Source organism: Terriglobia bacterium (assembly GCA_020072845.1).
Classification (GTDB): Bacteria; Acidobacteriota; Terriglobia; order Terriglobales; family Acidobacteriaceae; genus JAIQGF01.
Window position 1 is genome coordinate 55,909 of record JAIQGF010000013.1, and the last position, 24,096, is coordinate 80,004.

Annotated in this window: 20 protein-coding genes; 13 read left to right on the plus strand and 7 right to left on the minus strand. The window is 62.2% G+C overall.

The annotated features are described in order from the left end of the window. Positions 1-6: 6 nt before the first annotated feature. From LAN70_14370 to LAN70_14390, 5 genes are all read left to right on the plus strand, one after another. Entirely contained in the window at positions 7-912 is a 906-nt protein-coding gene (locus tag LAN70_14370) for a methyltransferase domain-containing protein (protein MBZ5512337.1), read from the plus strand. After that, entirely contained in the window at positions 909-3,023 is a 2,115-nt protein-coding gene (locus tag LAN70_14375; protein ID MBZ5512338.1) for a chemotaxis protein CheA, read from the plus strand. The genes LAN70_14370 and LAN70_14375 overlap by 4 nt, the downstream gene beginning before the upstream one ends. 41 nt (positions 3,024-3,064) lie before the next feature. Then, positions 3,065-4,108 (plus strand): chemotaxis response regulator protein-glutamate methylesterase, encoded by a 1,044-nt coding sequence (locus LAN70_14380; protein ID MBZ5512339.1) that lies wholly within the window; start codon positions 3,065-3,067, stop codon positions 4,106-4,108. A gap of 89 nt (positions 4,109-4,197) precedes the next feature. Continuing rightward, on the plus strand, positions 4,198-4,644 hold the full coding sequence (locus LAN70_14385) for a response regulator (protein MBZ5512340.1): 447 nt from the start codon (positions 4,198-4,200) through the stop codon (positions 4,642-4,644). Then, positions 4,641-5,114, plus strand: coding sequence for a chemotaxis protein CheX (locus LAN70_14390; GenBank protein MBZ5512341.1), 474 nt, complete (start codon positions 4,641-4,643; stop codon positions 5,112-5,114). Before LAN70_14385 ends, LAN70_14390 begins: the two co-directional genes overlap by 4 nt. A gap of 120 nt (positions 5,115-5,234) precedes the next feature. Here LAN70_14390 and LAN70_14395 read toward each other — a convergent pair whose 3' ends face one another. The 3 genes from LAN70_14395 to LAN70_14405 all read right to left on the minus strand — a co-directional run bounded on the left by LAN70_14395 (position 5,235) and on the right by LAN70_14405 (position 8,871). Beyond that, positions 5,235-5,693, minus strand: a complete 459-nt coding sequence (locus tag LAN70_14395) for an SRPBCC family protein (GenBank protein ID MBZ5512342.1) — start codon at positions 5,691-5,693, stop codon at positions 5,235-5,237. Between the two features lie 113 nt (positions 5,694-5,806). Beyond that, a complete protein-coding gene (locus LAN70_14400; protein MBZ5512343.1) occupies positions 5,807-6,898 on the minus strand; it encodes an aminotransferase class I/II-fold pyridoxal phosphate-dependent enzyme in 1,092 nt (363 codons plus the stop codon). A gap of 584 nt (positions 6,899-7,482) precedes the next feature. Further along, positions 7,483-8,871: a coproporphyrinogen III oxidase family protein gene (locus LAN70_14405; GenBank protein ID MBZ5512344.1), complete on the minus strand. Its 1,389-nt coding sequence runs from the start codon at positions 8,869-8,871 to the stop codon at positions 7,483-7,485. 107 nt (positions 8,872-8,978) lie between these two features. On the opposite strand from LAN70_14405, the gene LAN70_14410 reads away from it, so the two are divergent. Together LAN70_14410 and LAN70_14415 are read left to right on the plus strand one after the other, a co-directional pair. Continuing rightward, positions 8,979-9,692 (plus strand): CADD family putative folate metabolism protein, encoded by a 714-nt coding sequence (locus LAN70_14410; GenBank protein MBZ5512345.1) that lies wholly within the window; start codon positions 8,979-8,981, stop codon positions 9,690-9,692. Positions 9,693-9,789: 97 nt separating this feature from the next. After that, positions 9,790-11,784 carry an ABC transporter ATP-binding protein/permease gene (locus tag LAN70_14415; GenBank protein ID MBZ5512346.1) on the plus strand — a complete coding sequence of 665 codons (1,995 nt, stop codon included), beginning with the start codon at positions 9,790-9,792 and terminating at the stop codon, positions 11,782-11,784. On the opposite strand, the gene LAN70_14420 is transcribed toward LAN70_14415, so the two are convergent. Next, positions 11,768-13,951, minus strand: coding sequence for a M28 family metallopeptidase (locus LAN70_14420; protein ID MBZ5512347.1), 2,184 nt, complete (start codon positions 13,949-13,951; stop codon positions 11,768-11,770). The genes LAN70_14415 and LAN70_14420 overlap by 17 nt on opposite strands. Positions 13,952-14,036: 85 nt before the next feature. On the opposite strand from LAN70_14420, the gene LAN70_14425 reads away from it, so the two are divergent. Together LAN70_14425 and LAN70_14430 are read left to right on the plus strand one after the other, a co-directional pair. Continuing rightward, complete coding sequence (locus LAN70_14425) at positions 14,037-15,389, plus strand: aminotransferase class III-fold pyridoxal phosphate-dependent enzyme (GenBank protein MBZ5512348.1); 1,353 nt, start codon at positions 14,037-14,039, stop codon at positions 15,387-15,389. Then, on the plus strand, positions 15,386-16,081 hold the full coding sequence (locus tag LAN70_14430; protein ID MBZ5512349.1) for a CoA transferase subunit A: 696 nt from the start codon (positions 15,386-15,388) through the stop codon (positions 16,079-16,081). Before LAN70_14425 ends, LAN70_14430 begins: the two co-directional genes overlap by 4 nt. 602 nt (positions 16,082-16,683) lie before the next feature. Here LAN70_14430 and LAN70_14435 read toward each other — a convergent pair. Both LAN70_14435 and LAN70_14440 read right to left on the minus strand, forming a co-directional pair. Then, positions 16,684-17,151: a hypothetical protein gene (locus LAN70_14435; protein MBZ5512350.1), complete on the minus strand. Its 468-nt coding sequence runs from the start codon at positions 17,149-17,151 to the stop codon at positions 16,684-16,686. A gap of 109 nt (positions 17,152-17,260) precedes the next feature. After that, complete coding sequence (locus tag LAN70_14440) at positions 17,261-18,028, minus strand: hypothetical protein (protein MBZ5512351.1); 768 nt, start codon at positions 18,026-18,028, stop codon at positions 17,261-17,263. 545 nt (positions 18,029-18,573) lie between these two features. Between LAN70_14440 and LAN70_14445 the strand changes: the two genes are divergently transcribed. The 3 genes from LAN70_14445 (at position 18,574) to lpxB (ending at position 20,547) form a co-directional block, all read left to right on the plus strand. Then, positions 18,574-18,927: a hypothetical protein gene (locus LAN70_14445; protein ID MBZ5512352.1), complete on the plus strand. Its 354-nt coding sequence runs from the start codon at positions 18,574-18,576 to the stop codon at positions 18,925-18,927. Between the two features lie 14 nt (positions 18,928-18,941). Beyond that, positions 18,942-19,316 carry a hypothetical protein gene (locus tag LAN70_14450; GenBank protein ID MBZ5512353.1) on the plus strand — a complete coding sequence of 125 codons (375 nt, stop codon included), beginning with the start codon at positions 18,942-18,944 and terminating at the stop codon, positions 19,314-19,316. A gap of 64 nt (positions 19,317-19,380) precedes the next feature. Beyond that, a complete protein-coding gene (gene lpxB / locus LAN70_14455; protein MBZ5512354.1) occupies positions 19,381-20,547 on the plus strand; it encodes a lipid-A-disaccharide synthase in 1,167 nt (388 codons plus the stop codon). Positions 20,548-20,588: 41 nt separating this feature from the next. Here the strand turns inward: lpxB and LAN70_14460 are convergent, their stop codons facing one another. Further along, positions 20,589-21,608 carry a VWA domain-containing protein gene (locus LAN70_14460; GenBank protein MBZ5512355.1) on the minus strand — a complete coding sequence of 340 codons (1,020 nt, stop codon included), beginning with the start codon at positions 21,606-21,608 and terminating at the stop codon, positions 20,589-20,591. Positions 21,609-22,014: 406 nt separating this feature from the next. Between LAN70_14460 and LAN70_14465 the strand changes: the two genes are divergently transcribed. Beyond that, a complete protein-coding gene (locus LAN70_14465) occupies positions 22,015-24,087 on the plus strand; it encodes a tetratricopeptide repeat protein (protein ID MBZ5512356.1) in 2,073 nt (690 codons plus the stop codon). Positions 24,088-24,096: the final 9 nt, after the last annotated feature.

Here is a 24,096-nt window from a genome sequence, read left to right on the forward strand (position 1 = left end):
ACGATTATGACGAGCGCGGCAGTTCCGTTGTCCGAACCCGAGTTGAAGCTGCTGCAGACCCTGGTCTACCAGGAATGCGGCATGTTCTTCGACGAGCGCCGCGCTCATTTTCTCCAGGACCGCCTGCAGCGCCGGCTGCGCGCCTGCCGCCTGGAGTCGTTCTACAGCTATTACCGCCTGCTGACCAGCCGCGAGGGACGCACCGAACTGGCGGCGTTGCTGGAAAACTTGACCATCAACGAGACCAGCTTCTTCCGCAACAAGCCCCAACTCGACCTGTTTCACAAGGTGACGATGGAAGAGCTGATGCGCAAGAAGCATTCCGAGCGCGACTTCTCCATCCGCATCTGGAGCGCGGGCTGCTCCACCGGCCAGGAGCCGTTCACCATCGCCATGCTGTTGTGCGACGGGCTGGCGTACTACACGCTGCGCAACGCGCCCCCGGCCGGCCTGGATCTTCCCTCACCCAAGCCGCTGGTTCCGCACCCGTGGAAGGTGGAAATCCTGGCGTCGGATATCAGTTATTCCGCCCTGCGAACGGCGCAGGAGGGCAGTTACAGCGAGCAGCAGATGGAACCGGTGGATTTTATGTACCGCCTGCGTTACTTCGACAGGATCGGCGCGCATTACACGGTCAAGGACTCGGTGAAACAGGTGGTGAAGTTCGATTTTCACAATCTCAAGACCGAATACCTGCCGCAGGGCATGGACATTATTTTCTGCCGCAACGTGATGATCTATTTCGACGAGCCGGAACAGAAACGGCTGGTGGAAAAGCTCTACCGCTGCCTGCGTCCCGGCGGGTATCTATTCGTGGGCCACGCGGAATCGCTGTTTGGGCTGAGCGACAAGTTCCGCATGATCCACCAGAACAACGGGACCGCCTACCAGCGCAACGAGGTGCAAGCGTGAGCTCTCATTCCGACGAACGCGCGACCGAAATGCGGGACTTGTTCTTCCAGAGCGCCCAGGAGCTGTTGCAGGCGCTCAACGAGCAGGGTCTCGCCCTAGAAAAGGATGCGGCCAACCGGGAGGCGGTGCGCGAAATCCGCCGCGTGGTGCACACCCTGAAGGGCGATTCGGCCGCCTGCGGTTTCCGTGAACTCAGCGATCTGGCGCACGAATTGGAAGACGTTTTGTCACCCGAAATCGCCGCCTCCAACGCCGCCTCGCTGCCGGAAATCGTGCTCAGTGCCGCCGACATGTTCGACGCCATGTGCGCCGCCTACCGCGCCCGGTTGGACCCGCCGAACGGCGATCCGCTGCGCGCCATGATCTGGCGCATGGCCCAGCAGCCATCCGCGCCCAAAGTCCTGGGAAAGATGAAGCCCAGTTTCGCCTGGACCGAGTACGAGCAACTCGCCATGGCGGAAGCGGCGGGCCGCGGGCTGCACGTTTACGAAATCGCCGTCGCCATCGAGGCCGGGTGTCCCCTGCGCGCCGCCGGCATCGCGTTGCTGAAGAAAGTTCTGCAGGAAGCGGGAACCCTGCTGGCCAGCTCGCTCGAGGAAGCGCGATGGGCGGACGCCGGCCAGGTGGAATTCGCCATCGCCAGCGATCGCGATCAGCATTGGTTGAGCAACAAGTGCCGCCTTCCGGGGGTGGTGGCGCAAGTTGCGGTCGAAAAGTTTGTACCAGCGTTGGAACTCACCCATGAGGACGTCGCCGCGGCAACCACTGCGGCCGCGCCCTCTGCGGTGGGCTCAACCCAGGCCGCTGCGGCGCCGCCGAACCACCACGGCGCTCCCGACGCCGCCGTGAACCGCATCGCCGCTTACGCGGAAAACACGCTGCGCGTGGATGCCGAGCGCATTGACAACCTGCTCGACCTGGTGGGCGAGCTGGTGATCGGTAAATCCATGCTGCACCAGTTGCTGCACGAATTCACGTCGAGGTCGCCGAAAGATCCGCTGCGCGCCAAGTTCGCCGATGCCCTGGCCTTCCAGTCGCAGGTATTGAACGCGCTGCAGCGCTCGGCGATGAAAATCCGCATGGTGCCGGTTGACCAACTGTTCCGCCGCTTCCCGCGCCTGGTGCGCGATGTCGCGAAGCTCTGCGGCAAGGATGTCACCCTCGAGATGAGCGGCCAGGAAACTGATCTCGATAAGGGGCTGCTCGACGCGCTTGCCGAACCGCTGGTTCACCTGATCCGTAATGCCGTGGATCACGGCATCGAAACGCCGTCGGAGCGCAGCGCCGCGGGCAAACCTGAGCAGGGCGCCATCCGCCTGCATGCCTGCCATCAGGGCAACCAGGTGGTGATCGAGATCAGCGACGACGGCCACGGAATTGACGCCGCCGCCGTGCTGGCCAAGGCGGTGTCGCGCGGGCTGGCGACCCCCGACCAGGCGGCGCGGATGAGCGAAACCGACGCCGTCGAATTCATTTTCGAGCCCGGCTTCAGCACCGCCGAGCGCATCAGCGAAATCTCCGGGCGCGGCGTCGGCATGGACGTGGTGAAAACCGCCCTGCAGAAGCTGAAGGGCAACATTAGCATCGAGACGCATCCCGGCCGCGGCACCACCTTCCAGTTGCGCCTGCCGCTGACCCTGGCCATTATCCGCGCCATGCTCTTCCGCGTTGCCGAGCGCCTGTATGCCATCCCGCTGGAGTCGGTGCTGGAAATCGCACGCGCCAGTGAGGCCGACATTCACCGCGTGGACAGCCACGAGGTGCTGCAACTCCGCAACGAGGTGCTCACGCTGGTCCGCCTGAACCGGCTGGCGCCCGCGGCCACCGGCCACGAAGACGGGCGCGTCTTCGTCATCGTGATCGGCAGCGGCGAGCGCAAGTTCGGACTGGTGGTGGACAAGCTGGTGGGCGAGGAAGAACTGGTGATCAAGCCGCTGGACGAGACCGTCGTCGCCAGCGAACTGGTCAGCGGCGCCTCCATTCTCGGCGACGGGACGGTGGTGCTGATCCTCAACGTCGGCGAAGTCCTGCGCAAGTTCGCGCGCGCGCGCCTCAATCCCGCTTCGATTCCTGCTGCCGGCAACGGACGGTCGATGGAGGCCACGGCGTGAGCCATCCCATCCGAGTGCTGGTGGTCGACGATTCCGCCCTGATGCGGAAGCTCATCCCGAGGATGCTGGAACGGGACGGCTCCATCCAGGTCGTCGGCACCGCCATGGACGGCGCGTTCGCGCTGGCGAAGATCGAAGAATTGAAACCGGACGTCATCACCCTCGACCTGGAAATGCCGCGCATGGATGGCACTGAAACCTTGCGCGAGATCACGCGCAAACACCGCATTCCCGTGATTGTGGTCAGCGCCCACACGACGGCGGGCGCGTCCGCGACCTTCAAGGCCCTGGCGTTGGGCGCGCTCGATTTCATCGCCAAGCCGGCCGACGCCGCCGCCGCGCGCATGGACGAAATCGCCGCCGAGCTGATTGCGAAGATCAAGGCCGCCGCCAGCGGCAAAGTCGGCGCCGTGCCCGCGATGACGCACGTGCCGCAGCCCGCCAAGCAGCCGCGGCCCCGCACCGCGCCCAGCAGGATCGTTGCGGTTGGAATTTCGACCGGAGGACCGAACACGCTGCAGTACGTCCTGGCGCAGCTCCCGGCTGATTTCCCCGGCGCGATTCTTGTTGTGCAGCACATGCCCGAGGGCTTCACCGAGATGTTTGCCCGGCGCCTGAACGACACGTGTGCGATCGAGGTCAGGGAAGCACGCTCGGGCGACCTGCTGGCCGCGGGCCGGGCGCTGATCTGCCCCGGCAACCGGCACCTGCGCGTGCGACGGATGCCGCTCGGGCCGGTCGCGGTCTTGTCGGATGAGGATCGCGTCAACGGACACCGCCCGTCGGTGGACGTGCTGTTCCGCTCCGTCGCGCAGGAATTTGGTCCCCGGGCGCTCGCGGTGCTCATGACCGGAATGGGCGACGACGGCGCCGACGCCATGGGCGCGGTCAAGGAGGCCGGCGGGTTGACGATCGCGCAGAACGCGGAGTCGTGCGTCGTATTTGGCATGCCGAAAGCCGCCATCGAGCGCGGCCATGCCGCCCGCGTGCTCTCGCTCGACGCGCTGGTGAATACGCTCCAGGCGCAATGCGGCGTGGTGCATGCGGCGCCGGCGGGCAATACCGTGCCGCAGCCGGCAGTGTAAGGAAATTCGGTCGTAAGTCGTTGGTCGTTAGTCGTTCGCAGGTTGGTTTTGCCCAACGACCAGTGGCCAACGGCCAAGGGAGGTGGGTCATGGAACAATTCGCGGCGCTGCTGCGCACCAAGGACAAGCAGCCGATCCGTTACCTGGTGGTGGACGATTCCATCTTCGCGCGCAAGAACCTGGCGCGCATGGTGGAGTCTTTCGGCGGACGCGTGGCGGGCGAAGCCGGCGACGGCTGTACCGCCATTACCGAATACACCCGCACGCTGCCCGATGTCGTGCTCATGGACATCATCATGCCGCAGATGGAAGGCATTGAGGCGGCGGAGAAGATTCTCCGCTTGCACCCGCAGGCGCGCGTGGTCATGGTATCGTCGGTCGGCTATCAGGAAAACATCATCGCCGCGCTGCAGAAAGGCGCGCGCCATTTCGTGCAGAAGCCGGTCAAGCCCGAAATCCTCTACGAAGTGGTCAAGTACGTGATGGACGAAGACGCGACCACCGCGGTGGCAGCGGCGGCAGGAGCGGCGCGATGAGACTGGAACTGATCCAGCCGTTCATCAACGCCGCCGACGCGGTGCTGGCGCAAAGCCTGGCGTGCAACACGCGCGTTTCCAACGTCACCATGGAACCGGAGGTTTATCGCACGCGTGGCCTGGCCGCGATCGTGACCATGAAGGGAGACATCGAGGGGCGAATCGTCTTCGATCTCGACCGCAGGATTGCCCTGCGTGTCGCCTCGGCGATGGCCGGCAGCGAACTGTCGGATTCCGACGGCTTCGTCAGTGAAACCATCTGCGAGCTGGCCAACCAGGTGATCGGCAACGCCATCACCAGCCTCAACGATCAGGGCTTCCACTTCCGCATCCAGCCGCCCGAAATCCACACCGCCGAACACGGTCTCGGCAGCAGCGAGGATACCGAGGCGCTGGTCATGTGCTTCGATACGCCGAGCGGCAGCGTGTTCATGAACATCGCGCTGCGCTTCCCGAAGTTTGTCGCGTAAGAACGAGGCCACGGATTTCCGCGGATCGGCACGGATAAAACAAAATCCGTGTGCATCCGCGCAAATCTGTGGCCCGTTTTTCCTCTGCGATCCTCTGCGCACTCTGTGGTTAAGAAGCGTTCACGAGCGCGCCAGCTCTTCGCGCGCGATCTTCTCCGCCTCCGTCTTCAGCGCTTCCAGCCAATCCTTGTGCATCGCCACCAGCGATTGCTTCATGCCGCTACCGAACAACGCCGCCACCAATCCCGAAATGTCTTCCCAGGTCTTGATCAGCGTGGTCCCATCGGGCTGCGCCTCGAAGCTGAACCAGTGCTCGCCGGTAAAGCCGGTCGTCTTGCCCACCCAACCGATCCGGTTCGGCGGAAGCGCTTCGATGATGGTGGGCCGGAAAGAAATTCTTCGCGGATACACCAGGTCCATCAGGAACTGGCTTCCCTTTTCCCACGGCTTTCCGCTCAGCCACTTTGCCCGCCCGACCACGCGGTTCCACCACGGCCACTCTTCCAGCTTGTGGAACTTCTGCCACACGTGTTCCGGCTTGCACTTCGCCGTGACGGAGTATTCCAGCCTGGTCGCCATCCTCACCCCAAACTAATTTGTAATTTGTAATTGGTAATTTGCAGTGTCAAGGAGCTGCTGCCGGCGGAAGTTCAAATTGCAAATTACAAATTACCAATTACAAATCCAGCTCCTCATTTGACTCCGCAAATCTCGCGCACTACCTCCAGCGCCTGTTCGCAGCCGGCGCGGTCAACGTCCATGTGGGTCACGAATCGCACCAGTTCGTTGTTCACCGTTCCGCAGAGGACGTTTTTCTCGCCGAGCTTGCGCGCGAAATCGGCGGACGCCATCCCGGTTCCGCTGATGTCGCAGATCAGGATGTTGGTCGCCACCTTGGCCGCATCCAACTTGAGCCCGGGCACGCGCGCCAACCCTTGCGCCAGGAATTTTGCGTTTTCGTGGTCCACGTGCAGGCGCTTGGGCATCTGCTCCAGGGCGATCAATCCCGCGGCGGCGAGCACGCCCGCCTGCCGCATGCCGCCGCCGAGCGATTTGCGATAGACCCGCGCTTGCGTGATGAATTGTCTGCTTCCCACCAGCAGCGAACCCACCGGCGCGCCCAGCCCCTTGGACAGGCAGAACATGACGGAGTCGAACTTGCGCGTGATCTCCGCCACCGGCTTGCCCAGCGTTACCGACGCGTTGAAGACGCGCGCCCCGTCCAGGTGGACCGGCAAACCGGCGGCGTGGGCGCCGTCGCAAATTTCGTCCGCGACATCTTGCGGGTACACGGTGCCCCCGGCCATGTTGTGCGTGTTCTCCAGCGACACTAGCCCGGTCTGCGCGTAGTAATAAGTCTTGGGCGAGATCTTGCGCTCCACCTGCGCCCAGCGCAGGATGCCGTCCTCGCCGTGGATCGGGCGGGCCAGGCAGCCGGAAAAGTGCGCCATCATCGCCATCTCGTAGTTGAAGACGTGGCAGCGCTCCTCGCAAATAATTTCCTGGCCGGGCCGCGTATGGATCTTGATCGCGACCGTGTTGCCCATGGTGCCGCTGGGCACGAAAATCGCGGCTTCGCGCCCGAAAATTTCCGCTGCGCGCTGCTCCAGGCGGTTGATGGTCGGGTCTTCGCCGTAAACGTCGTCACCGACCTCCGCCTCCGCCATCGCGCGCCGCATCTCCGGCGTGGGCTTGGTGACGGTGTCGCTGCGCAGGTCGACCGTGATGACGTGCGTGCGCTGCCCGGTGTTGGCCGCGGATCCGGTGGAGGTAAGGGTGCTCATGGAAGTTCTCGTTGAAAACGATAGAATCGATTCGCCAGTCTAATGAATTCGACTTGCAGCGGGCAAGGTATCCACCCTGGATGACCTGAAGTCAAAGACGATCGGACAGTTAATTCTGGTGGTCGGTTCTATCTGGTACGTCCTTGTTTTTTTTTGGCTACCACCAATTGCGCTGGTCCTTGGTTCTCTAGGATTGCCGGATGTCGCGGGTAAGGCTGTTCTGCGTGCGGAATTTGCGGTTTCGGCTGCGTTGGCCGCCTTCGGGTTTGTAATTTGGCGCCGGGCGGTTGGAAAGCCGTGGCTGGCGACTTATGTTGTCGTCATCTCGTGCGCGCTTTTGGCCGTTTTCGGTGTCTTCTGGATGTATGACTGGATTCACCTGTGAAACTGAGAGGGCCGCCCCAGCGGGGCGGATGAAAATAGCCCAGCACTTCAGTGCTGGGAAGAAGCACGAAGTTTGTCCGCAAGTCCCGTAGGGACGACTGAATGGAACTGGACAGCACTCCTGCGGATGAACTCAATCGTCCCTACGGGACTCCGATCGTTGTGGCAACCAGACCCGGCGCTGAAGCGCCGGGCTATTTTCATCCGCCGCTGCGCGGCTCGAGGGACCGAGCGATCGATTGACCGATAGACCGAACCACCAGGAATTTCTGGAACACTTCATTCGACAGCAAGCGCCCGCGCGACGTCAGCCGTGTCGCCCCCTCACAGATCTCAACCAGGCCCAACTCACGCAGTTCCGCGATCTGCTCGCGAAAAACCGTCGCCGCCTCCGGCCCGTAGCGCTCCGCCAACTCGCGCGCCTGCAGGCCGCGATTTAATCGCAGCCCGAGGAAATACGCCTCTTCCAGCGCCGCCGGATAAGTCACCGGAGTACGCTCGTGCGGCTTGCCGGCCAGGTACGCGTCCAGCGAATCCGGCGTGGCCAGCCGCATCGACTCCACTCCCATGCGAGCGTAGAAATTGGAATCCTCCGACTCGCGCGCGCCACCGAAGTTCGGCGCGTGCTCCAGGTAGTCGCTGATCTCACGCTCCATCGCGGCGCGCGCCTGCCGCGAATCCGCCGCCAGCATGGAATGTGCGTCCACTCCGAAGCCGAGATACGGTTGCCGCGTCCAGTACTTCAGGTTGTGGCGCGACGAATACATCGGGAGATCCGGTGATCGGGTGATCGGGTGCTCGGCTGCGCCGGCGTGCAGGTTGCGGGCAAAATTTGAGATCTCGTACTGAACAATCCCCGCCGCGTTCAGCCGTTCGCACGCTTGCAGATAATAGTCGGCGGTCGCGTCGTCATCGGGGACAAAGTGCGCGTGGTACCGCGTGCCGCCGGCGATCAGCTCCCGTCCGAGGCGCGAGTCCTCGTCCACCTCCAGCATGTACACGCTGACGTGCGGCACGCCGGAAGCAATCGTCTCCGCCAGGGAAAACTCCCAGCTCTCAGGTGTCTGGTGCGGCAATCCGGCAATCAGGTCAATGCTGATGTTGGTGATTCCGGTGGCGCGCAGCCGCGCCAGGTCGTCGAGCACGATGGCGCGCGTGTGCAGCCGCCCCACGCTCGCCGCCTCCTCATCCACGAACGACTGCACGCCCAGGCTGACGCGGTTCACGCCGCAGCGCCCCAGCGACTCCAACATCGGCGGCGTCAGCGTGCCGGGAGCGCACTCCACCGTGATCTCGGCATCGCCACGCACGCGAAATTTCGCGCGTACCGCCGCAAAAATCCGTTCCAGCTCCGCCGCCTCGAGCACCGTGGGCGTTCCGCCGCCGAGGTAAATGGCATCCACCTCGCGCTCGAACTTCGCGCCCATCTCCGCCGCCAGCCGGTCCGACGACTCGATATCCGCCGACACCCGCTCCACGTAGCGGGCAAAGACCGAGCGCGCGACGACGCCCGAGGCGAAGTTGCAAAAGCTGCACTTGGTCCGGCAGAACGGAACCGAGATGTAGATACCCAGAGACACAGATCTCATTATCCCAGACACCGGCAACGCGTGGCCGAACGTGATTCCATTGTTTTCTCTTGCAAACCGGCTGCGCGCGCGTTACACAGATTGCACACCAAGGTGAGGAGCCTCCGATGACCGCCTGCTTTGATTCGCAACAGTTCTGGACCGAGCTGCACGCTCGCGTGGCCACCTTCGATCTGCTGACGCATCCGTTTTACCAGGCCTGGGCCGCCGGGCAGCTCAGCGCGCAGGATTTACGCCTTTATGCGGAGGATTACTATCCCCATGTGGCCGCGTTCCCCACATACTTGAGCGCGTTGCACAGCCGGCTGCCCGACGGCGAAGTGCGTCGCGCGGTACTGCGCAACCTCGCCGAAGAGGAAATCGAGGGCCGCGCCCACAGCGAGCTCTGGCTCGACTTTGCGGAGGGAATGGGCGCCGATCGTGAAAAAGTGCGGTGTCGAGAGGCCCTCGATGAGGTTTCCGGCCTGCTCGCCACCTTCCGCGACCTCGCCAACCACTCGACGACACCCGAGTGCCTGGCTGCGTTCTACGCCTACGAGTCTCAGGTGCCGCGTGTGGCGGAAGCCAAGTGGCAAGGATTGGAGCGGCATTATGGCGCCGATGCCCGAACCGGCGGATACTTTCGCCTGCACCGCACCGCCGACATTCGCCATGCCAGCGTTTGGCGCGCTTTGTTGACCGCTGCGCTGGAGAAGGACTCCCGGTTTGCCGCGGCCGCGCTGAGCGCCGCCGAACGTGCCGCCGCAGCGCTTTGGAAGGCGCTGGACGGCATCGAACGCAAGCGCCAGGCCCGCCTCGGCCTCGTCAAGGCGTGCACCTGAGTGATCTGCTCAGACCGGCCGATGTTCGGCGGCCGCGAATTTCAAGGACATTTTCCATCCTGAGCCTCCCCCGCCTCGTCTGATAACCTAGAGAGAGATGGCGGCCAACATCCACGAAGAAGAGATCTTGGGAAAGGCCTATGACAGCCGGCTGATGAAGCGGCTGCTGGGCTACCTGAGCCCGTACAAATGGCAGGTGGCGCTGGCGCTGGCGGCCATCGTGCTGAAGTCCGTCGCCGACGTTCTCGGTCCCTATCTCACGAAAATCGCCATCGATAAGTACCTTGCTCCCGCTCGCGGCGCCCATTCGTTCCTTGACCGCTGGCTGAGCAGCACACCGCTTCGAGGCATCGCGCAGATCGGCGGCATGTACGTCGGCCTGCTGGTGTTCGGATTCTTCCTGGAATTCCTGCAGACCTACTTCATGCAGTGGACCGGCCAGAAGGTCATGTTTGACCTGCGCAGCCAGATCTTTCGCTACCTCCAAAGGATGCACATCGGCTTTTTCGACCGCAACCCGGTCGGCCGCCTGGTCACCCGCGTCACCACCGACGTGGACGCGCTCAACGAAATGTTTACCTCCGGCGTGGTGGCCATCTTCGAAGACATCTTTGTGCTCGCCGGGATCGTGGGCATCATGCTCAACATGGATTGGCGCCTGGCGCTGATCACCTTCGCCGTGCTGCCGCTGATCATGGTGGCAACCATGATTTTCCGCAAGCATGTACGCGATAGCTATCGCCGCATCCGCACCGCCATCGCGCGCATCAACGCCTACCTGCAGGAGCACGTCAGCGGCATGCTGGTCTTGCAGCTCTTCAACCGCGAGAAGCGCGCCTACGACCGCTTCGAGAAGATCAACGCCAGCCACATGGAGGCGTTTAAGGACGCCATCCTCGCCTACGCCTTCTACTATCCGGTGGTGGAAATTCTGTCGTCCATCGCTATTGCCGGCGTCATTTGGTTCGGGGGCGGCCAAGTGATCCAAGGTGTCACCACTCATAGTCTGGTGGTTCACCTCACTCGTGCGAAGCTCATCAGCGTTCAGGTGGTACTGAACGTGGTGACGCTCGGTACTCTCGTGGCTTTCATGCAATACGCGCAGCGCTTTTTCCGGCCCATCCAGGACCTGAGCGAAAAATACAACATCCTGCAATCCGCGATGGCCTCCAGCGAGCGCATCTTCAAGCTGCTGGATACCACGGTGGACGTGGAGTCACCGGCGGTTGCGAAGCAGGTCACCGGCCCGGGACGCATCGAGTTCGACCATGTCTGGTTCTACTACCGCACCGTTCCGGAGCGGAATGCGGAGGGCGAACTCAACCCCAACGCCGGCGAACCCGACTGGGTGCTGAAGGACGTCAGCTTCGCAGTCGAACCCGGCGAGACCGCCGCTATCGTCGGACACACCGGCGCCGGCAAGACCACCATGATCTCGCTCCTGCTGCGCTTCTATGACGTGCAGCAGGGCGCCATCCGCATTGACGGCGTGGACGTGCGCGAGCTCGACCTCACCGACCTGCGCCGGCGCTTCGGCGTGGTGTTGCAGGATCCGTTCCTGTTCACCGGCACGGTGGAGCAAAACATCCGCCTCGGGTCCGAACATGTTACCGACGAGCAGGTGGCGCGCGCCGCCGAAGACGTGAATCTCGCCGATTTCATTCGCTCGCTTCCCGGCGGCTTCAAGGAACCGGTGCACGAGCGCGGCAGCACGCTGTCCACGGGCCAGAAGCAGCTCATCTCGTTTGCGCGCGCGCTCGCCCACAACCCCAAGATCCTGGTGCTCGACGAAGCTACCTCCAGCGTGGACACCGAGACCGAGCTGCGCGTCCGCGAGGCCCTCACGCGCCTGGTGGAGGGACGCACGTCGCTGGTCATCGCCCACCGCCTGTCCACCATTCAGCGCGCCGACAAGATCATCGTCATGCACAAGGGACGCCTGCGCGAGATGGGCTCCCACCAGCAGTTGCTGGCCCAGCGCGGCATTTACTGGAAGCTCTACCAGCTCCAGTACAAGGATCAGGAATTCCCCGCCGGTGCCGCGACGGCGCAATTCGGCGGCCCCACCGTGCAGGTCAGCGCGGACGATTAGGTTCGCCGCCCAACAGCGCGCTTGTCCGTTGCAGCAATTCCGCATTGCGCGAAACCGCGCCCCGCAACAAATCGAGTTGTTGCTGCGCCACCGGCCAGTTTTTCGCTTCGACGGCTTCGGTCAGCCCCGGCAATTCCAGGTGGGCGTAGGTGTAGCGCGCGCCGTACAACAGGTGCTTGAACCACGGACGCCCGGGAATTCCCTCCGCATTCAACCAGTTCGCCTCCACCTGCATTTGTGCGCGATTTAATTTTTCGAGGACATCGGCGCCGGAATTTCGGCGCGCAAGTTGCCGGCGTACGGCGGCATTCAGGGCTCGGCCCTGCTGTTCGAAGGCGGCGATTGCCTTGAGCAGCGGCGCCGTGTCCAGTTGCCCTGCGAGCTGGTTGTGCTTCTGCAACTCCTCGACGAATTCGCGCACCGCCCGGCCGTAGGCGCCGAAATCAAACGGCAGTGCGTCCGCATTGGCCAGCCGCAGCGCCAGCACGCCCCAGAGTTGCGACATCAGGGCGTGATAGCGGAACCCGGGATCGCCAAAATGCTCGATCCAGAAGTGATCGTCGTACATCGAGTGATAGACGCCGTACGGGCCGTCGAACTGCAACCCGATGACGGGAACTCCCAGGAAATTGAGGAAGACGGTGTGATCGGAACCGCTGCCGATGCGCACGTCGGCCAGGTTCGCTTCCGTGACCGGCTCTTTTTCTTTTTCGGTGCGTTGCTTGGCACGGCGCGAGCGCAACCACGCCGCGTAGAGCGAAGCGCCCGCGGGATCGCGCAGCGACTTCGTGGTCTCCACCAGCAGCGGCGCCAGCGATGCCACCGCGCTGCCGTCGAAATCCGGCCCTGACGCGGATGAATCCACGTTGATGTACGCCACCGCCTTTTGCTTCAGTTCGTCGGCAAATTGCTCGCCCCACTCGGTGGAGCCGGTCAGCCCGACCTCCTCGCCGTCCCAACTGCAAATCACCAGCGTGCGCCGCGGCCGGATGCCTTGTTGGAGCATCCCGCCCAAACTGCGCGTCATCTCCAGCATGGACGCGGTTCCGCTGCTGGGATCCACGCCGCCGAATTCCCACGCGTCGCGGTGATTGCCGAGAACGATCCATTCGTCCGGCAATTCAGCGCCACGAATGCGCGCCTCCACCACATAATTGGGCGCAACCCGGTTGTCCATGTCCACTTTCAAATGGACTCGCGCCTCGCCTCCGAGCCGGTAGGTGATGGGCAGCCCGCCTTGCCAGTCCTTGGGCGCGACCGGGCCGCCCATGTGCTCCAGCAGCGGCTTGGCATCGTGCCAGGAGAGCGGCAGCGCGATGATCTTGGGCAGCGAGCGCGCTTCCTCCGGCGGCACGCGCTTGGCGCCCGGCACTGACGCCCAGCCGGGTGTGAGCGGGTCGCCCGGCACGATGAAATCGTAGGTGATGGCGCCGCGCTGAAAGTGCGACTCCGGGCCCCACGGCCCGCGGGGAAACACTTTGCCCTGCTTGTATCCATCCTCGGCGGGATCGGAATAAATCACGATCGCCGCCGCTCCTTCGCGCTCCGCGGTCAGCGCCTTGAACCCGCGATAGCTGTACGGATTCGAGTAGCGCACCAGCACGATCTTGCCGCGCACATCAATGCCGTTCTTGCGCAGCACTTCGTAATCCTCCGGATTGCCGCTGCGCGCGTACACCATCGGCGCCGTCACCTCGCCCGACGCCGACAAGCCCAGGTACGCGGACTTGACGCGCGGGTTCTGCGTGTCGGGATCCTCGGCATACCCCGCCTCGCGCATCTCCGCCTTATAGGTGACCGGCGACACCATTTCGAGTGACGTTTCCCGCGGAAAGGAGTTCAGCACGTCGTACTGGCGGATGGTCACGTCCTCCAGCCCCTGCTGTCGCCAAGTTTCGGCGATGTACCGCGCCAGTTCGTTGTTGCGCTCGGAGCCGGCGGGATGCGGCTCCGCGGTAAGAAAGCGGTGGAATTTCCGCTCCTGCTGGCGCGAAATCTGCGCCTTGAACTTTTGCTCCAGCGCCACCTGCTTGCGCGCGGAACGGCTGGTGAAGCCGGAAATGGGCGCAGGAGCCGTTTGCCCGGCCGCCCCGAAGGAAGCCAACGTCAGCACCAACAGCACGATGGAGCAAGCCGCGAATTTCCCCAGCTTCAGTTCACCGGTCATGGCGAGGCATTATATGGGTATTGCCCGCATCGGGACACCCCGCCGTTTTGACACTTGATGGCCTCACCCGGATAATCCCAACGTCATGCATTCCCCTGCGCACGCATCCTGGCCCTCGGCCTTCCCGCGCTCGTTCCACAAGCAGTACCCCCGCGCCGTCCGGGGAGAAGGGGCGTGGCTCTACGACGAGCACGGGAAGCAGTACCTCGATCTGGCCGGCAGCGCCGCTGTTTCCTTTCTCGGACATGGCGATCCCGAAATCGCGCGCGCCATTGCCGCCCAATTAAGCGAACTCGAATTTGCGCACAGCAGCCAGTTCGCCACCGCCGTGGCAGAAGACTTCGCACGCGAACTGCTGGCCTTTGCCGGACCGGCTTTCGGTGGCGGAGCGGTGTTCTTCACCAGCGGCGGTTCCGAGGCGGTGGAGACCGCGCTCAAATTGGCGCGGCAATACCAGGTGGAAAGCGGCCATGACGAGCGCTGCCAGGTCATCAGCCGCCGCCAGAGCTACCATGGCGCGACCTTGGGCGCGATGGCGGTGTCGGGAAATTTGCGCCGCCGCCAGCCCTACCTGCCCATGCTGCGCGAGTTCGGCCACATCAACACGCCCTACTGCTACCGCTGTGCTTACGGCGGCAACAACTGCGCGGCGTCCTATGCCGGCGAATTGGAGCGCGCGATTGGCGAGGCCGAGGGCAAGGCGGCAGCTTTCATCTGCGAACCGATTTCCGGCGCCACCCTCGGCGCCGTCGCTCCTCCCGACGGCTACCTGCAGGAAGTGCGCCGCATCTGCGATGCCCACGGGCTGCTTTGGATTGCCGACGAAGTCATGACGGGATGCGGACGCACCGGACGCAACTTCGCCTGCGAGCACTGGCAGGTCGCACCCGACATCCTGGTGGCCGGGAAAGGGCTTGCCGCGGGATACGCACCGCTGGGCGCCGTGATCGCCTCGCACGACGTGGTCGAGGCGATCGCCCGCGGCTCGGGTTCGTTGATTCACGGGTTCACATTCAATGCGCACCCGGTGTCGGTGTCGGCGGGACGCGCGGTGCTGCGCCGCATCGGCGAGCTTGGGCTGGTGAAAGCTGCCGATGGCGGAAATCCAGGTTCACTGGCGGCCGAGTTCGCGGTCGCCCTGCAAACGCTCCGCGATTGCGATCGCGTCGGCGACGTGCGCGGGCTCGGACTGTTGTGGGGCGTGGAATTCGTCGCTGACCGGCAGACTAGGGCGCCGCTCGATCCTTCTGCCGGCTTCGCCGTGCGCATCTTCGATGCCGCGCAACGCCGCGGCGTGCTGGTCTATCCCATGCAAGGATCGGTGGACGGCGTCCGCGGCGATCATCTTCTGCTGGCGCCGCCCGCCGTCACCACCCGCGCAGAAATTTACCGCGGCATCAGCGAACTGCGCCACGCCATCCGCGAGGCCCACCCGTGAATAAAGTGTTGGCCACCCCCGACGAAGCTGTCGCCGACATTGCCGATGGCAGCAGCGTGATGATCGGCGGCTTCGGCCTCTGCGGCATTCCCGAGAATCTCATTGCCGCTCTGGTGAAAAAGGGCGCGCGCGCGCTCACCACCATCAGCAACAACGTTGGGGTGCAGGGTTTCGGCGTGGGCCTGCTTCTGAGCAACCGGCAGATCCGGAAACATATCGGCACGTTCATGGGCGACAACCCGCTTCTCCAGGAGATGCTGGCGCGCGGCGAAATTGAGCTTGAGGTCATCCCCCAGGGCACATTCATTGAACGCATTCGCTGCGCCGGCGCCGGCATTGCGGCCTTTTATACTCCCACCGGCGTGGGCACGCTGGTAGCGCAAGGCAAGGAAACACGCCAGTTCGACGGCCATCCCTACCTGCTGGAGACCGCGCTGCACGCCGACTTTGCGCTGGTCAAAGCCTGGAAGGGCGACAGCTTCGGCAACCTCGTGTACCGGAAAACAGCGCGCAACTTCAATCCGGAAATGGCCACCGGGGCCAGGATCACCATCGCCGAGGTCGAGCAACTGGTGCCCGTGGGAGAACTCAATCCCGACCAGGTCCATACGCCCAGCATTTACGTGAACCGCATCATCCAGGGCTCGGCGTACGAGAAGCGAATCGAAAAGCGCACGGTGCGGAAAAGCTGAAGCTCGGTCGTCGCGTCAATGCCGCTTAAGGGAAATCGGGTAGTGGGCTACTTTGAATTGACGGGGCTGGCAGGCTGGCACGAGATGTGGCATCATCGGGCTATGCCAAAGCGGATTAGAAGCCGCCCGACCGATGTGAACGAAGCAGCATTTCAAATGGTTCAACGTTCCACTGCTGAACCAGAGCCGACGGCAACGCCTGCCAAGCCTACCAGGTCTGAGATTTCGCGTGTGATGACCGCCATGGGGCGCAAAGGGGGAAGGGTCGGCGGCAAACGGCGTTTGGTGACCATGACGCCGGAACAGCGCAGCCAGGTAGCGCTTAAGGCTGCACAGGCGCGATGGGCGAAAAGAAAACAAACATAAACGCGCACTACTGCTCCTTCGCATCCATGTCAAGTATAAAGAAAGTTACTAGCTTGGTGTAAAATGCGTAAGTTGTTGGATACATGAGGAAATTAGCTGTTGCATCAAAACTGCGAGGGCTGCATCATATATGCAGGGTTTGGGGGTTTCTGAACCCAAGATACTAGCTCAGTGTAATTCTGAGCGACCTCCCTGGACTCGGGGTAAAGAGCCAAAACGGCCACCCGCAAGGGTGGCTATTTTGTTGGCTCGGTGAAGGGCAGATTTCCTTCGCTCGGCGGCTGCTCACGCTTTGGCTTTCTGATCCACTTCGGCGGCATCTTTACGAACTCCCCCAAGCGGTCTTCTTGCGTCAAGAATGAAGTCGTCACGACTCTCTGGTTCAATTCTTCATCAATCATGGTAAACACTAATTTGAAGGCGGAACCCGCTTTCGCGTAACGCTTAACGTAGATTTCATCCCCCACTATTACGCCGTGTGCATTGTCGTGAATCGTGTCTGGATCACCGATAATGCCAGGAATCCAGAAGAGAGTGCTAAACCGATTGCCATCGTAGGAATATTCTGATTCGTCCGGTGCTTCGGTCCGAAGATGCTGAATCGCTTTGTGCGCTTTGGCTTTTGTGCCTCGAAACTGTAACTGGATCAACTTGGGAAAATTGTAGTCCATGAACCAGACGCGCGTTCCGAGTGGATCGGCCACATATGTTCCGACCAACTCCTTCTCATACCGCTTAAACATCCCTGTGATGGAGCAATAGCAGTATGGGGGGCATGGCGCGCCTTTTCGCTTGGATTTGTTGGACATCAGATTAGCTTGCTGCCCCCAGACCCTTGAATTGACCAGAGGATAATTTCTCGATTTTCTTCTGATGTGCAAGTTTCGCAAGGACCAAATTAGTAGTCTGAATCTTTAGTCCCAGCGCCTTGGCAACGTCGCCGGCCGTGACTTCGCGTTGGTTGGCCTTGAAGAAGCCGAGGATGCGTGGCTCGGGTTTGTCCTCTGGCGGTTTGATCTCAGAAATCTTTGTACTCACTTCGACTGTGGTGTTGGCCTTTGCAGCCGGAGCCTTTTCCTTTGCACGCTGAGTCTTTTTCGCTTTCTTCTTTAATCCCTTGGCAGAGGCGGGGGCGGCACCCCTGATGTGAGCCGGATACCAGCTTGCCAAGCCCCAGCCATCCTTAAAGCGCAGAACCTTCCCTGCTTTCTTGAGACCGAAGAGTGCCCCGGTCACGACATTTTCAAAGTTGCTCGCCTTGGATTCGACTCCGCCCTCACGGAGCGCAGCGGCAATTTCCTTGTTCGTCTTTTTCTCCTTTACCGCAGACAGGTACAGTTCAACGCAAACGGGAACACTCTTCCCCATGAACGCACCTTTCGGCAGATCGGTCGGTACTCCAGGGGCATCGTTGCGGCCTGTTACTGATGGCGCGGCCAGTTTCATTCCTTCAAGTGGCTGGCCCAGAGCCCCCAACGCCGTTGCGGACTCGACAGACGCAAGGACGGCTTGCAGGGCAGCGATCTTCGCCTTGATGTGATTGATAAATTTGGCTGTGTAATCCAGCTTCTCCTCGGCCATGTGGCGCCCCCTTTCAAAAAGACGCGAATCATGCTATACACAGAAACGCGAGAGATTTGTATGGGGGCGGCATTACCGCCCCCCACCCACGACGGGTGGCGATTCATCTACGCATACCAGCCTCGCTTTCTGATCTGGCGGGTTCGGTTCTTTGGCCGGAAAACCGTGAGCCGAGCCCGTCAGCCACTCCTTTAGTAACATAAAGAACAATCTGAGCACAACTCCAAAATGCAATAAATCTGGGATGATTTTCACGGACCAGATTGCTGACGCATTTTGGTGGCGTGACTCACGCCATTGATTACGCTATACCGCTTTAGCATTAACCCAACAAATATGCCGAGTGCGCCCACTTTTCCGTTTGACATATGCTAAAGCGTATTAGTAATATATAGACACTATGAATCCCTTGGATTCCATTATGCGCGCACAGGTTATTGGATGCCTGATCGAGGGATGCTCCATTCGTTCCACTGTCCGCATGACTGGTGTTGCGAAGAAAACCGTCATGCGTGTGCTAGTTGAAGTCGGCGAAGTGTGCTCCGATGGAAAACGAGACGCGCTATTCCCCGGCAAAGTGCATCGGCTGCACCACCAAGGACGTGAGCGGCAATCCAGACCCGAAGCACATTTCTACTTCGTTTGTAGAGCGCCAGAATTGGACGGTTCGCACGAGTCTGCGTCGCTACACGCGCCTGAGCAATGGCTTCTCGCGCAAGTTAGAGAATCATGCGGCAGCCGTCGCACTCAATTATTTCGCGTACAATTTCATCAAGATTCACCGTACACTGCGCACCAGTCCTGCGATGGCTGCCGGCGTCACAGATCGGTTCTGGGATGTGAATGATCTTGTGGCCCTCTGGGAAGAGTACGAGCGGAGGGCGGAAAGAGCGGCATAGGAGGTGAGTCCACTATGGATGACAACCCGCTGGAACAAATCCGACAAAAAGACATCCAGCGCACGCAGTTAAAGATGGACTTGGTGAAGCACGTCTCAACGCTTTCCAGCGGATCAATTGTCATCCTGGCAGCCTTTGTAAACAAAACCACGGCATGTGCCCCTGCGGGCCGCTATTGGCTGATTGCCTCCGTGGTCTCTTTGATTCTGAGTCTAGTTTCGGCTCTTGTATATTTTTGGGCTTTTGGTCTTGCACGGCAGTTTCAGCGACTTGCCACTCCTAAAACTTCCACCCGTAGAATAGAGCAGATCATCGGCCTTTTGGTGGCTTTGGGTTTTTGCTCCGGTATCATATTTCTTGGTGTTTTCGTAATCACAAACTCAATGTAGCCCACTACCAGCGCGAGCGTGGCGTGGCGCATTGTGCTCCGCTCCTGTATTCTGCTGAATTCCCATGCGACTGCTGATCTCGGCCGGGGAAGCCTCCGGCGAAAGCTACGGCGCGCTGCTCATCGCCGCCCTGAAACAACGTGAGCCATCGCTGGACTGCTTCGGCGTTGGCGGCGAACGCATGCGCGACGCCGGCTGCCGCCTGGTCGTGGACGCCAAGGACATCGCAGTGGTCGGCCTGGCTGAAGTCGTCACCCGCCTGCCGAAAATCCGGGGCGAATTCCGCAAACTGCTGCGCGCGGTGGATTCCGGCAAACCCGACGCCGCCGTGCTCATTGACTTTCCCGACTGGAACCTCCGCCTGGCACGCCAGCTTCACCGGCGCGGCATTCCCGTCATCTACTATGTCAGCCCGCAGCTCTGGGCGTGGCGGCCGAAGCGCATCGCGCAGATCAAGCGCCATGTGCGCAAGATGCTGGTCATCTTCCCCTTCGAAGAGGCGTGGTATCGCGAGCGCGGCGTCGAAGCGGAGTACGTCGGACATCCACTCGCTGATCTGCCCGCGCCGGGACCTGCTCCGCCACTTCGCTCCCCGCAGATTCCCATCGCTGTGCTGCCCGGAAGCCGCAAGAAGGAAATCACGCTTAACCTTCCTGCCATGCTGCAGGCGGCGCGCACGCTCGGCCGCAAGTACCAGTTCATCATTCCGGTCGCCTCCACCGTCAGTTCGAAGTGGATGGTGGACCTGATTCACCGCGCGGTTGGCCAGGACCCCGGCATCAATCTGAAACTGGAAAGCGACGCGCGAGTGGTGCTCTCGCAGGCCCGCGCCGCGATGGTCGCCAGTGGAACCGCCACGGTGGAGGCCGCGCTGATTGGCACGCCCTTCGTGATGGTCTATCGCGTTTCGCGGCTCACCTGGAAGCTCGGCCGCCCGCTGGTGAGTGTCCCCTTCTTCGCCATGCCCAACCTGATCGCCGGACGCGAGGTTGTGCCCGAGCTGGTGCAGGACAATTTCACTCCCGAAAACATTGTGGCCCGCATGAACGAGATTATTGCCGACGGCCCGGCGCGGCAGTCCATGCTGGAGGGATTGAAGGAGGTGCGCGCGAGACTCGCCGCGCCGTCAGGCGCCGGCAGCGCCTCAGATCGCGCCGCCGCAACGGTGTTTGAGGCTCTAGGCTCTAGGCTTCAGGCTTCAGGCTTCAGGCTTCACGTCCGTTCTTCCTAACGCCTAAGGCCCAACGCCCAAAACCTGTTCTTCAATTTCACTCACGGCGCTGTCGCATGCGACGCGCTCGCCTGTTCCTCCCGCGGGGTGAAATACCCGCGACGGCACTGCGCCCGCAGCTTGTTGCGCCGCGGCACAATCTGGATGGTGCGGAAGGTCCCGTCGGGCTTGAAATCAGCCGGCTTGTACCCGATGGCGTATTGATTGCGAAGCGCGTCCTTCACCTTGTCGAAGGCGCGCGCAATTTCCGATTTGCTGTGCGCCGGCAAGACGCTGCCACCGGTCGGGCGGGTAACTAACTCCAGCGCCGCTTCCCCGGGAGGGTAATTGCGGTAGGCGAGGTCGTTCGAGCTCAAGGCGTAGATGACGGTCTCGGCGTGCAGCGCCGATTGGATCGCGTCGTACATGATGGCCTTGCTGCGGGTGTCCTCGCCGTCGGTAATGAGGATGATGGCGCGCCGCATCAACGCCGGCCCGGAAGCGCTGCCCAGCTTGGCCGACGCGAAGCGTATGGCATCGTACAACTGTGTGTCGCCTCCGGCGTGCATCTCGCTCACCGCGTTCGACAGCGCCCCGATGTCGCTGGTGAAGTCGTGGTACAGGGTGACGTGCGACGCAAATCCCACCAGGAACGCCTGGTCAACCTGCGGGCGCAGTACTTTCTGCAGGAAGGTAATGGCCGCCTTTTTCTCGTACGCGAAACGACCGGTGATGGAATCGCTCAGGTCGACGAGCACGCCGACGCGCAACGGCAGGTCGCTCTGCTGTTGGAAATAGCTGATCCGTTCCGGGGCGCGCCGGTTGTCGAGCACGTGCAGATCATCGAGCGAGATGTGGCTGATGAATCTGCCGGAGGCGTCGGAGACGGTGAACACCACGTTCACCTCGTCCACGCGCGCGCGGATGGTCTCGCTCGCCGGCAGGGCCGGCGCAGGCCCGGCGTTGGCATTCGTCAACAGGTTTTCCATGGCGGGAGGCGGCGTCTGCGCCAGTGTCGCGATCGCAAGCACGAACGGGCAGACGACGAGTGCGAGTGCGCGCACCCTGGTCAGAAAGGGCATCCCGACCTCCTCCGCCGACAGCCCGAGTACGGCTGCTTGCCTGGGGGATTTCCAAGACCGGAAAGAACTACCCCACCAATGCAGTGGCCGGATTTTACTCCGTTCCTGGCCGCGGGCAAGGGTTTTGGGACGTGCGGCGGCATGGCAAAGGTGAAATCCTCGCTGCGGCGCGACGAACCGGGCTCCGCTGGGTTAGAGTAGTGGGGGGTCAGTAGCCGCTCAGATGTTGTTTCCCCCGGTTCAGCAGTCGGAACCGTCCGTTCGCAGCGGAGCCCCTAGAACGCGGCGCTTTGGCGTGTTCTGGAGTGCTCGCAGATGCAACAACTGTGCCCGGAAGTGGCCTGAGCGCATCTTTTCTGCCCGCCCGCACATCCAAAACCAACGGGTACTTAGCCGGAGATTCTTCATGCACCACGCACCACGGCCCCTAGGGCGCATCCTTATCTTTCTGGTGAGCGTTGCGGCGCTGGCTCTGCCCGCCGCGGCCGCCGAAAGACCGCGCCTCCGGGTTGACGATTACCAGATCCAAGCCGAGCTTCAGCCCAAGACCCACCGCCTGGTCGCGCACACGCGGGTGAAGTTCACCGCGCTGGAAGATATCAGCGTCGCCAGCTTCGAGCTGCATAACGCGCTGCGCCCGACGCGCATCACCGACGCCGAAGGTCACACCCTCTCCGCCGAGCGCATCACCCAGGACAATGCCATCCGCATCGCGCTGCCCAGCGGTTTGTCGAAAGACGCCAGCACGACGCTCGATATCGATTACGAGGGCACCCTCTCGTCCGCCGATGACAGCCCCGTGCAAGGCCTGAAGCTGGCTTACGTCGGCGACGACACCAGCTACTTGCTTTATGCCGGACGCTGGTTCCCGATGAGCGGCTATGGCACCAATCGTTTTACCGCCAGCATGAAGATCACCGTGCCCGCGGGCTGGACGGTGATCGGCAGCGGCGCGCAGGGTGCCGCCACCACTGAGCCTGCGCGTCCGGTGAAGGGACCTCTGCCGACGCGCGCTCGCGGCCGTGCCGCGCCCAAGCCCGAGCCGGAATCCGCTGTGCCCGCCACCTCCGGTGGCAAGACCTTCACCTTCGAGTGGACCAAGCCCAGTTTCCCTGGAACCATCATTGCCGGAAACTTCCAGCAGAGCAGCAGCAACGCGGTTGGATTGAACCTGCACGTCTTCTTCAAGCCGGTGCACAAGGACCTGGTGTCCAACTACACCGAAACCGCGGTGCGCGAGTTCCAGTTCTACACGGCGCGCCTTGGACCGCCGTTGTCCAACAGTCTGAACATCGTGGAAATGCCGGACGACACGGTGCCCACCGCCTGGGCGCCGGAAATCGCCGCCATGGCCTCGCGCGCGCTTACGGGAAAGGTGAATTACCGGCTGCTGGCGAACGCCATCGCGCACCAGTGGTGGGGCGCCGACGTCAGCCCCGCGACGCGCAGTGACTGGTGGCTGGGCGACGGCTTCGCGCGCTATTCCGAGGCGCGCTATGTCGAGTCCGCCGCCGGCCAGGCCGCATTCACCGAAGCCGTGAAGGACATGGAAGTCGGCGCGCTGGCCTACGACACCGTGCCGCTGTCCAGCGTGGCACGGTTGGACCCGTTCGCGCCGGAATTCCAGGCGCTGGTCACCGACAAGGGCGCCATCATCCTCAACATGCTGCGCTGGGTGATGGGCGACGCCGCCTTCGACAAGACGGTGCGCACTTTCCTGCAGCAGTACACGGGCAAGCCCGCCACGGTAGACGATTTCCGCAAGATCGCGGAGCAGATCCATGGCGACAACCTCACCTGGTTCTTTTCGCAGTGGATCGATTCCACCGGCGCTCCCGAATTCAAGACCAAGTACACGGTGTACCGCGTAGCCAAGGGCTTCCGCACCGTCGGCGAGATCTCGCAAGACCTGGACCTGTTCCGCATGCCGGTCGAACTGAAGATCGACACCGACGGCCAGAGCGAGTCCAAGCGCATCGAAGTGGTGGGCACGAATTCCGCCTTCCAGGTGGAGACCTTCGGCAAGCCGCGGCGCATCACGATTGACCCCGACAACCGCGTGCTCAAGAACTCGCAGGAGCTGAAGGTGCGCGCCTCCATCATGCGCGGCCAGGGAATGGTGGAGCAGGGCGACCTCGCCGCCGCGCTGCAGGAATTCCAGAGATCGCTGGACGCCAACAAGCACAGCTCGCTGGCGCATTACCGCATCGCCGAAGTTTTTTTCCTACAGAAGAACTACCAGGCGGCGGCCAATGCCTACCGCGAGGCGCTCAACGGGGATGGAGAACCGCGCTGGACCGAGGTCTGGAGCCACATCCAGCTGGGCAAGATTTTCGACGTCACCGGCCAGCGCGAGCGCGCCACCAACGAATATCGCCAGGCACTGCAAACCAACGACAATACCCAGGGCGCGATGAATGAAGCGCGCAAGTATCTTTCGGCGCCGTATCAGAGGAAAGAATCGAAAGAGGGGGAGTAGGCTTTAGGC

What these genes read in the sequence shown, in the direction of transcription:
- LAN70_14440 (MBZ5512351.1), bottom strand. Translation starts at nt 18,028, where the DNA reads ATGGCCGAGGAGAAGCTGGATTACACAGCCAAATTTATCAATCACATC.
- LAN70_14450 (MBZ5512353.1), top strand. Translation starts at nt 18,942, where the DNA reads ATGGATGACAACCCGCTGGAACAAATCCGACAAAAAGACATCCAGCGC.
- LAN70_14445 (MBZ5512352.1), top strand. Translation starts at nt 18,574, where the DNA reads ATGGAAAACGAGACGCGCTATTCCCCGGCAAAGTGCATCGGCTGCACC.
- LAN70_14460 (MBZ5512355.1), bottom strand. Translation starts at nt 21,608, where the DNA reads ATGCCCTTTCTGACCAGGGTGCGCGCACTCGCACTCGTCGTCTGCCCG.
- LAN70_14400 (MBZ5512343.1), bottom strand. Translation starts at nt 6,898, where the DNA reads ATGAGCACCCTTACCTCCACCGGATCCGCGGCCAACACCGGGCAGCGC.
- LAN70_14465 (MBZ5512356.1), top strand. Translation starts at nt 22,015, where the DNA reads ATGCACCACGCACCACGGCCCCTAGGGCGCATCCTTATCTTTCTGGTG.
- LAN70_14370 (MBZ5512337.1), top strand. Translation starts at nt 7, where the DNA reads ATGACGAGCGCGGCAGTTCCGTTGTCCGAACCCGAGTTGAAGCTGCTG.
- lpxB (MBZ5512354.1), top strand. Translation starts at nt 19,381, where the DNA reads ATGCGACTGCTGATCTCGGCCGGGGAAGCCTCCGGCGAAAGCTACGGC.
- LAN70_14425 (MBZ5512348.1), top strand. Translation starts at nt 14,037, where the DNA reads ATGCATTCCCCTGCGCACGCATCCTGGCCCTCGGCCTTCCCGCGCTCG.
- LAN70_14405 (MBZ5512344.1), bottom strand. Translation starts at nt 8,871, where the DNA reads ATGAGATCTGTGTCTCTGGGTATCTACATCTCGGTTCCGTTCTGCCGG.
- LAN70_14390 (MBZ5512341.1), top strand. Translation starts at nt 4,641, where the DNA reads ATGAGACTGGAACTGATCCAGCCGTTCATCAACGCCGCCGACGCGGTG.
- LAN70_14395 (MBZ5512342.1), bottom strand. Translation starts at nt 5,693, where the DNA reads ATGGCGACCAGGCTGGAATACTCCGTCACGGCGAAGTGCAAGCCGGAA.
- LAN70_14420 (MBZ5512347.1), bottom strand. Translation starts at nt 13,951, where the DNA reads ATGACCGGTGAACTGAAGCTGGGGAAATTCGCGGCTTGCTCCATCGTG.
- LAN70_14410 (MBZ5512345.1), top strand. Translation starts at nt 8,979, where the DNA reads ATGACCGCCTGCTTTGATTCGCAACAGTTCTGGACCGAGCTGCACGCT.
- LAN70_14415 (MBZ5512346.1), top strand. Translation starts at nt 9,790, where the DNA reads ATGGCGGCCAACATCCACGAAGAAGAGATCTTGGGAAAGGCCTATGAC.
- LAN70_14380 (MBZ5512339.1), top strand. Translation starts at nt 3,065, where the DNA reads ATGCGGAAGCTCATCCCGAGGATGCTGGAACGGGACGGCTCCATCCAG.
- LAN70_14385 (MBZ5512340.1), top strand. Translation starts at nt 4,198, where the DNA reads ATGGAACAATTCGCGGCGCTGCTGCGCACCAAGGACAAGCAGCCGATC.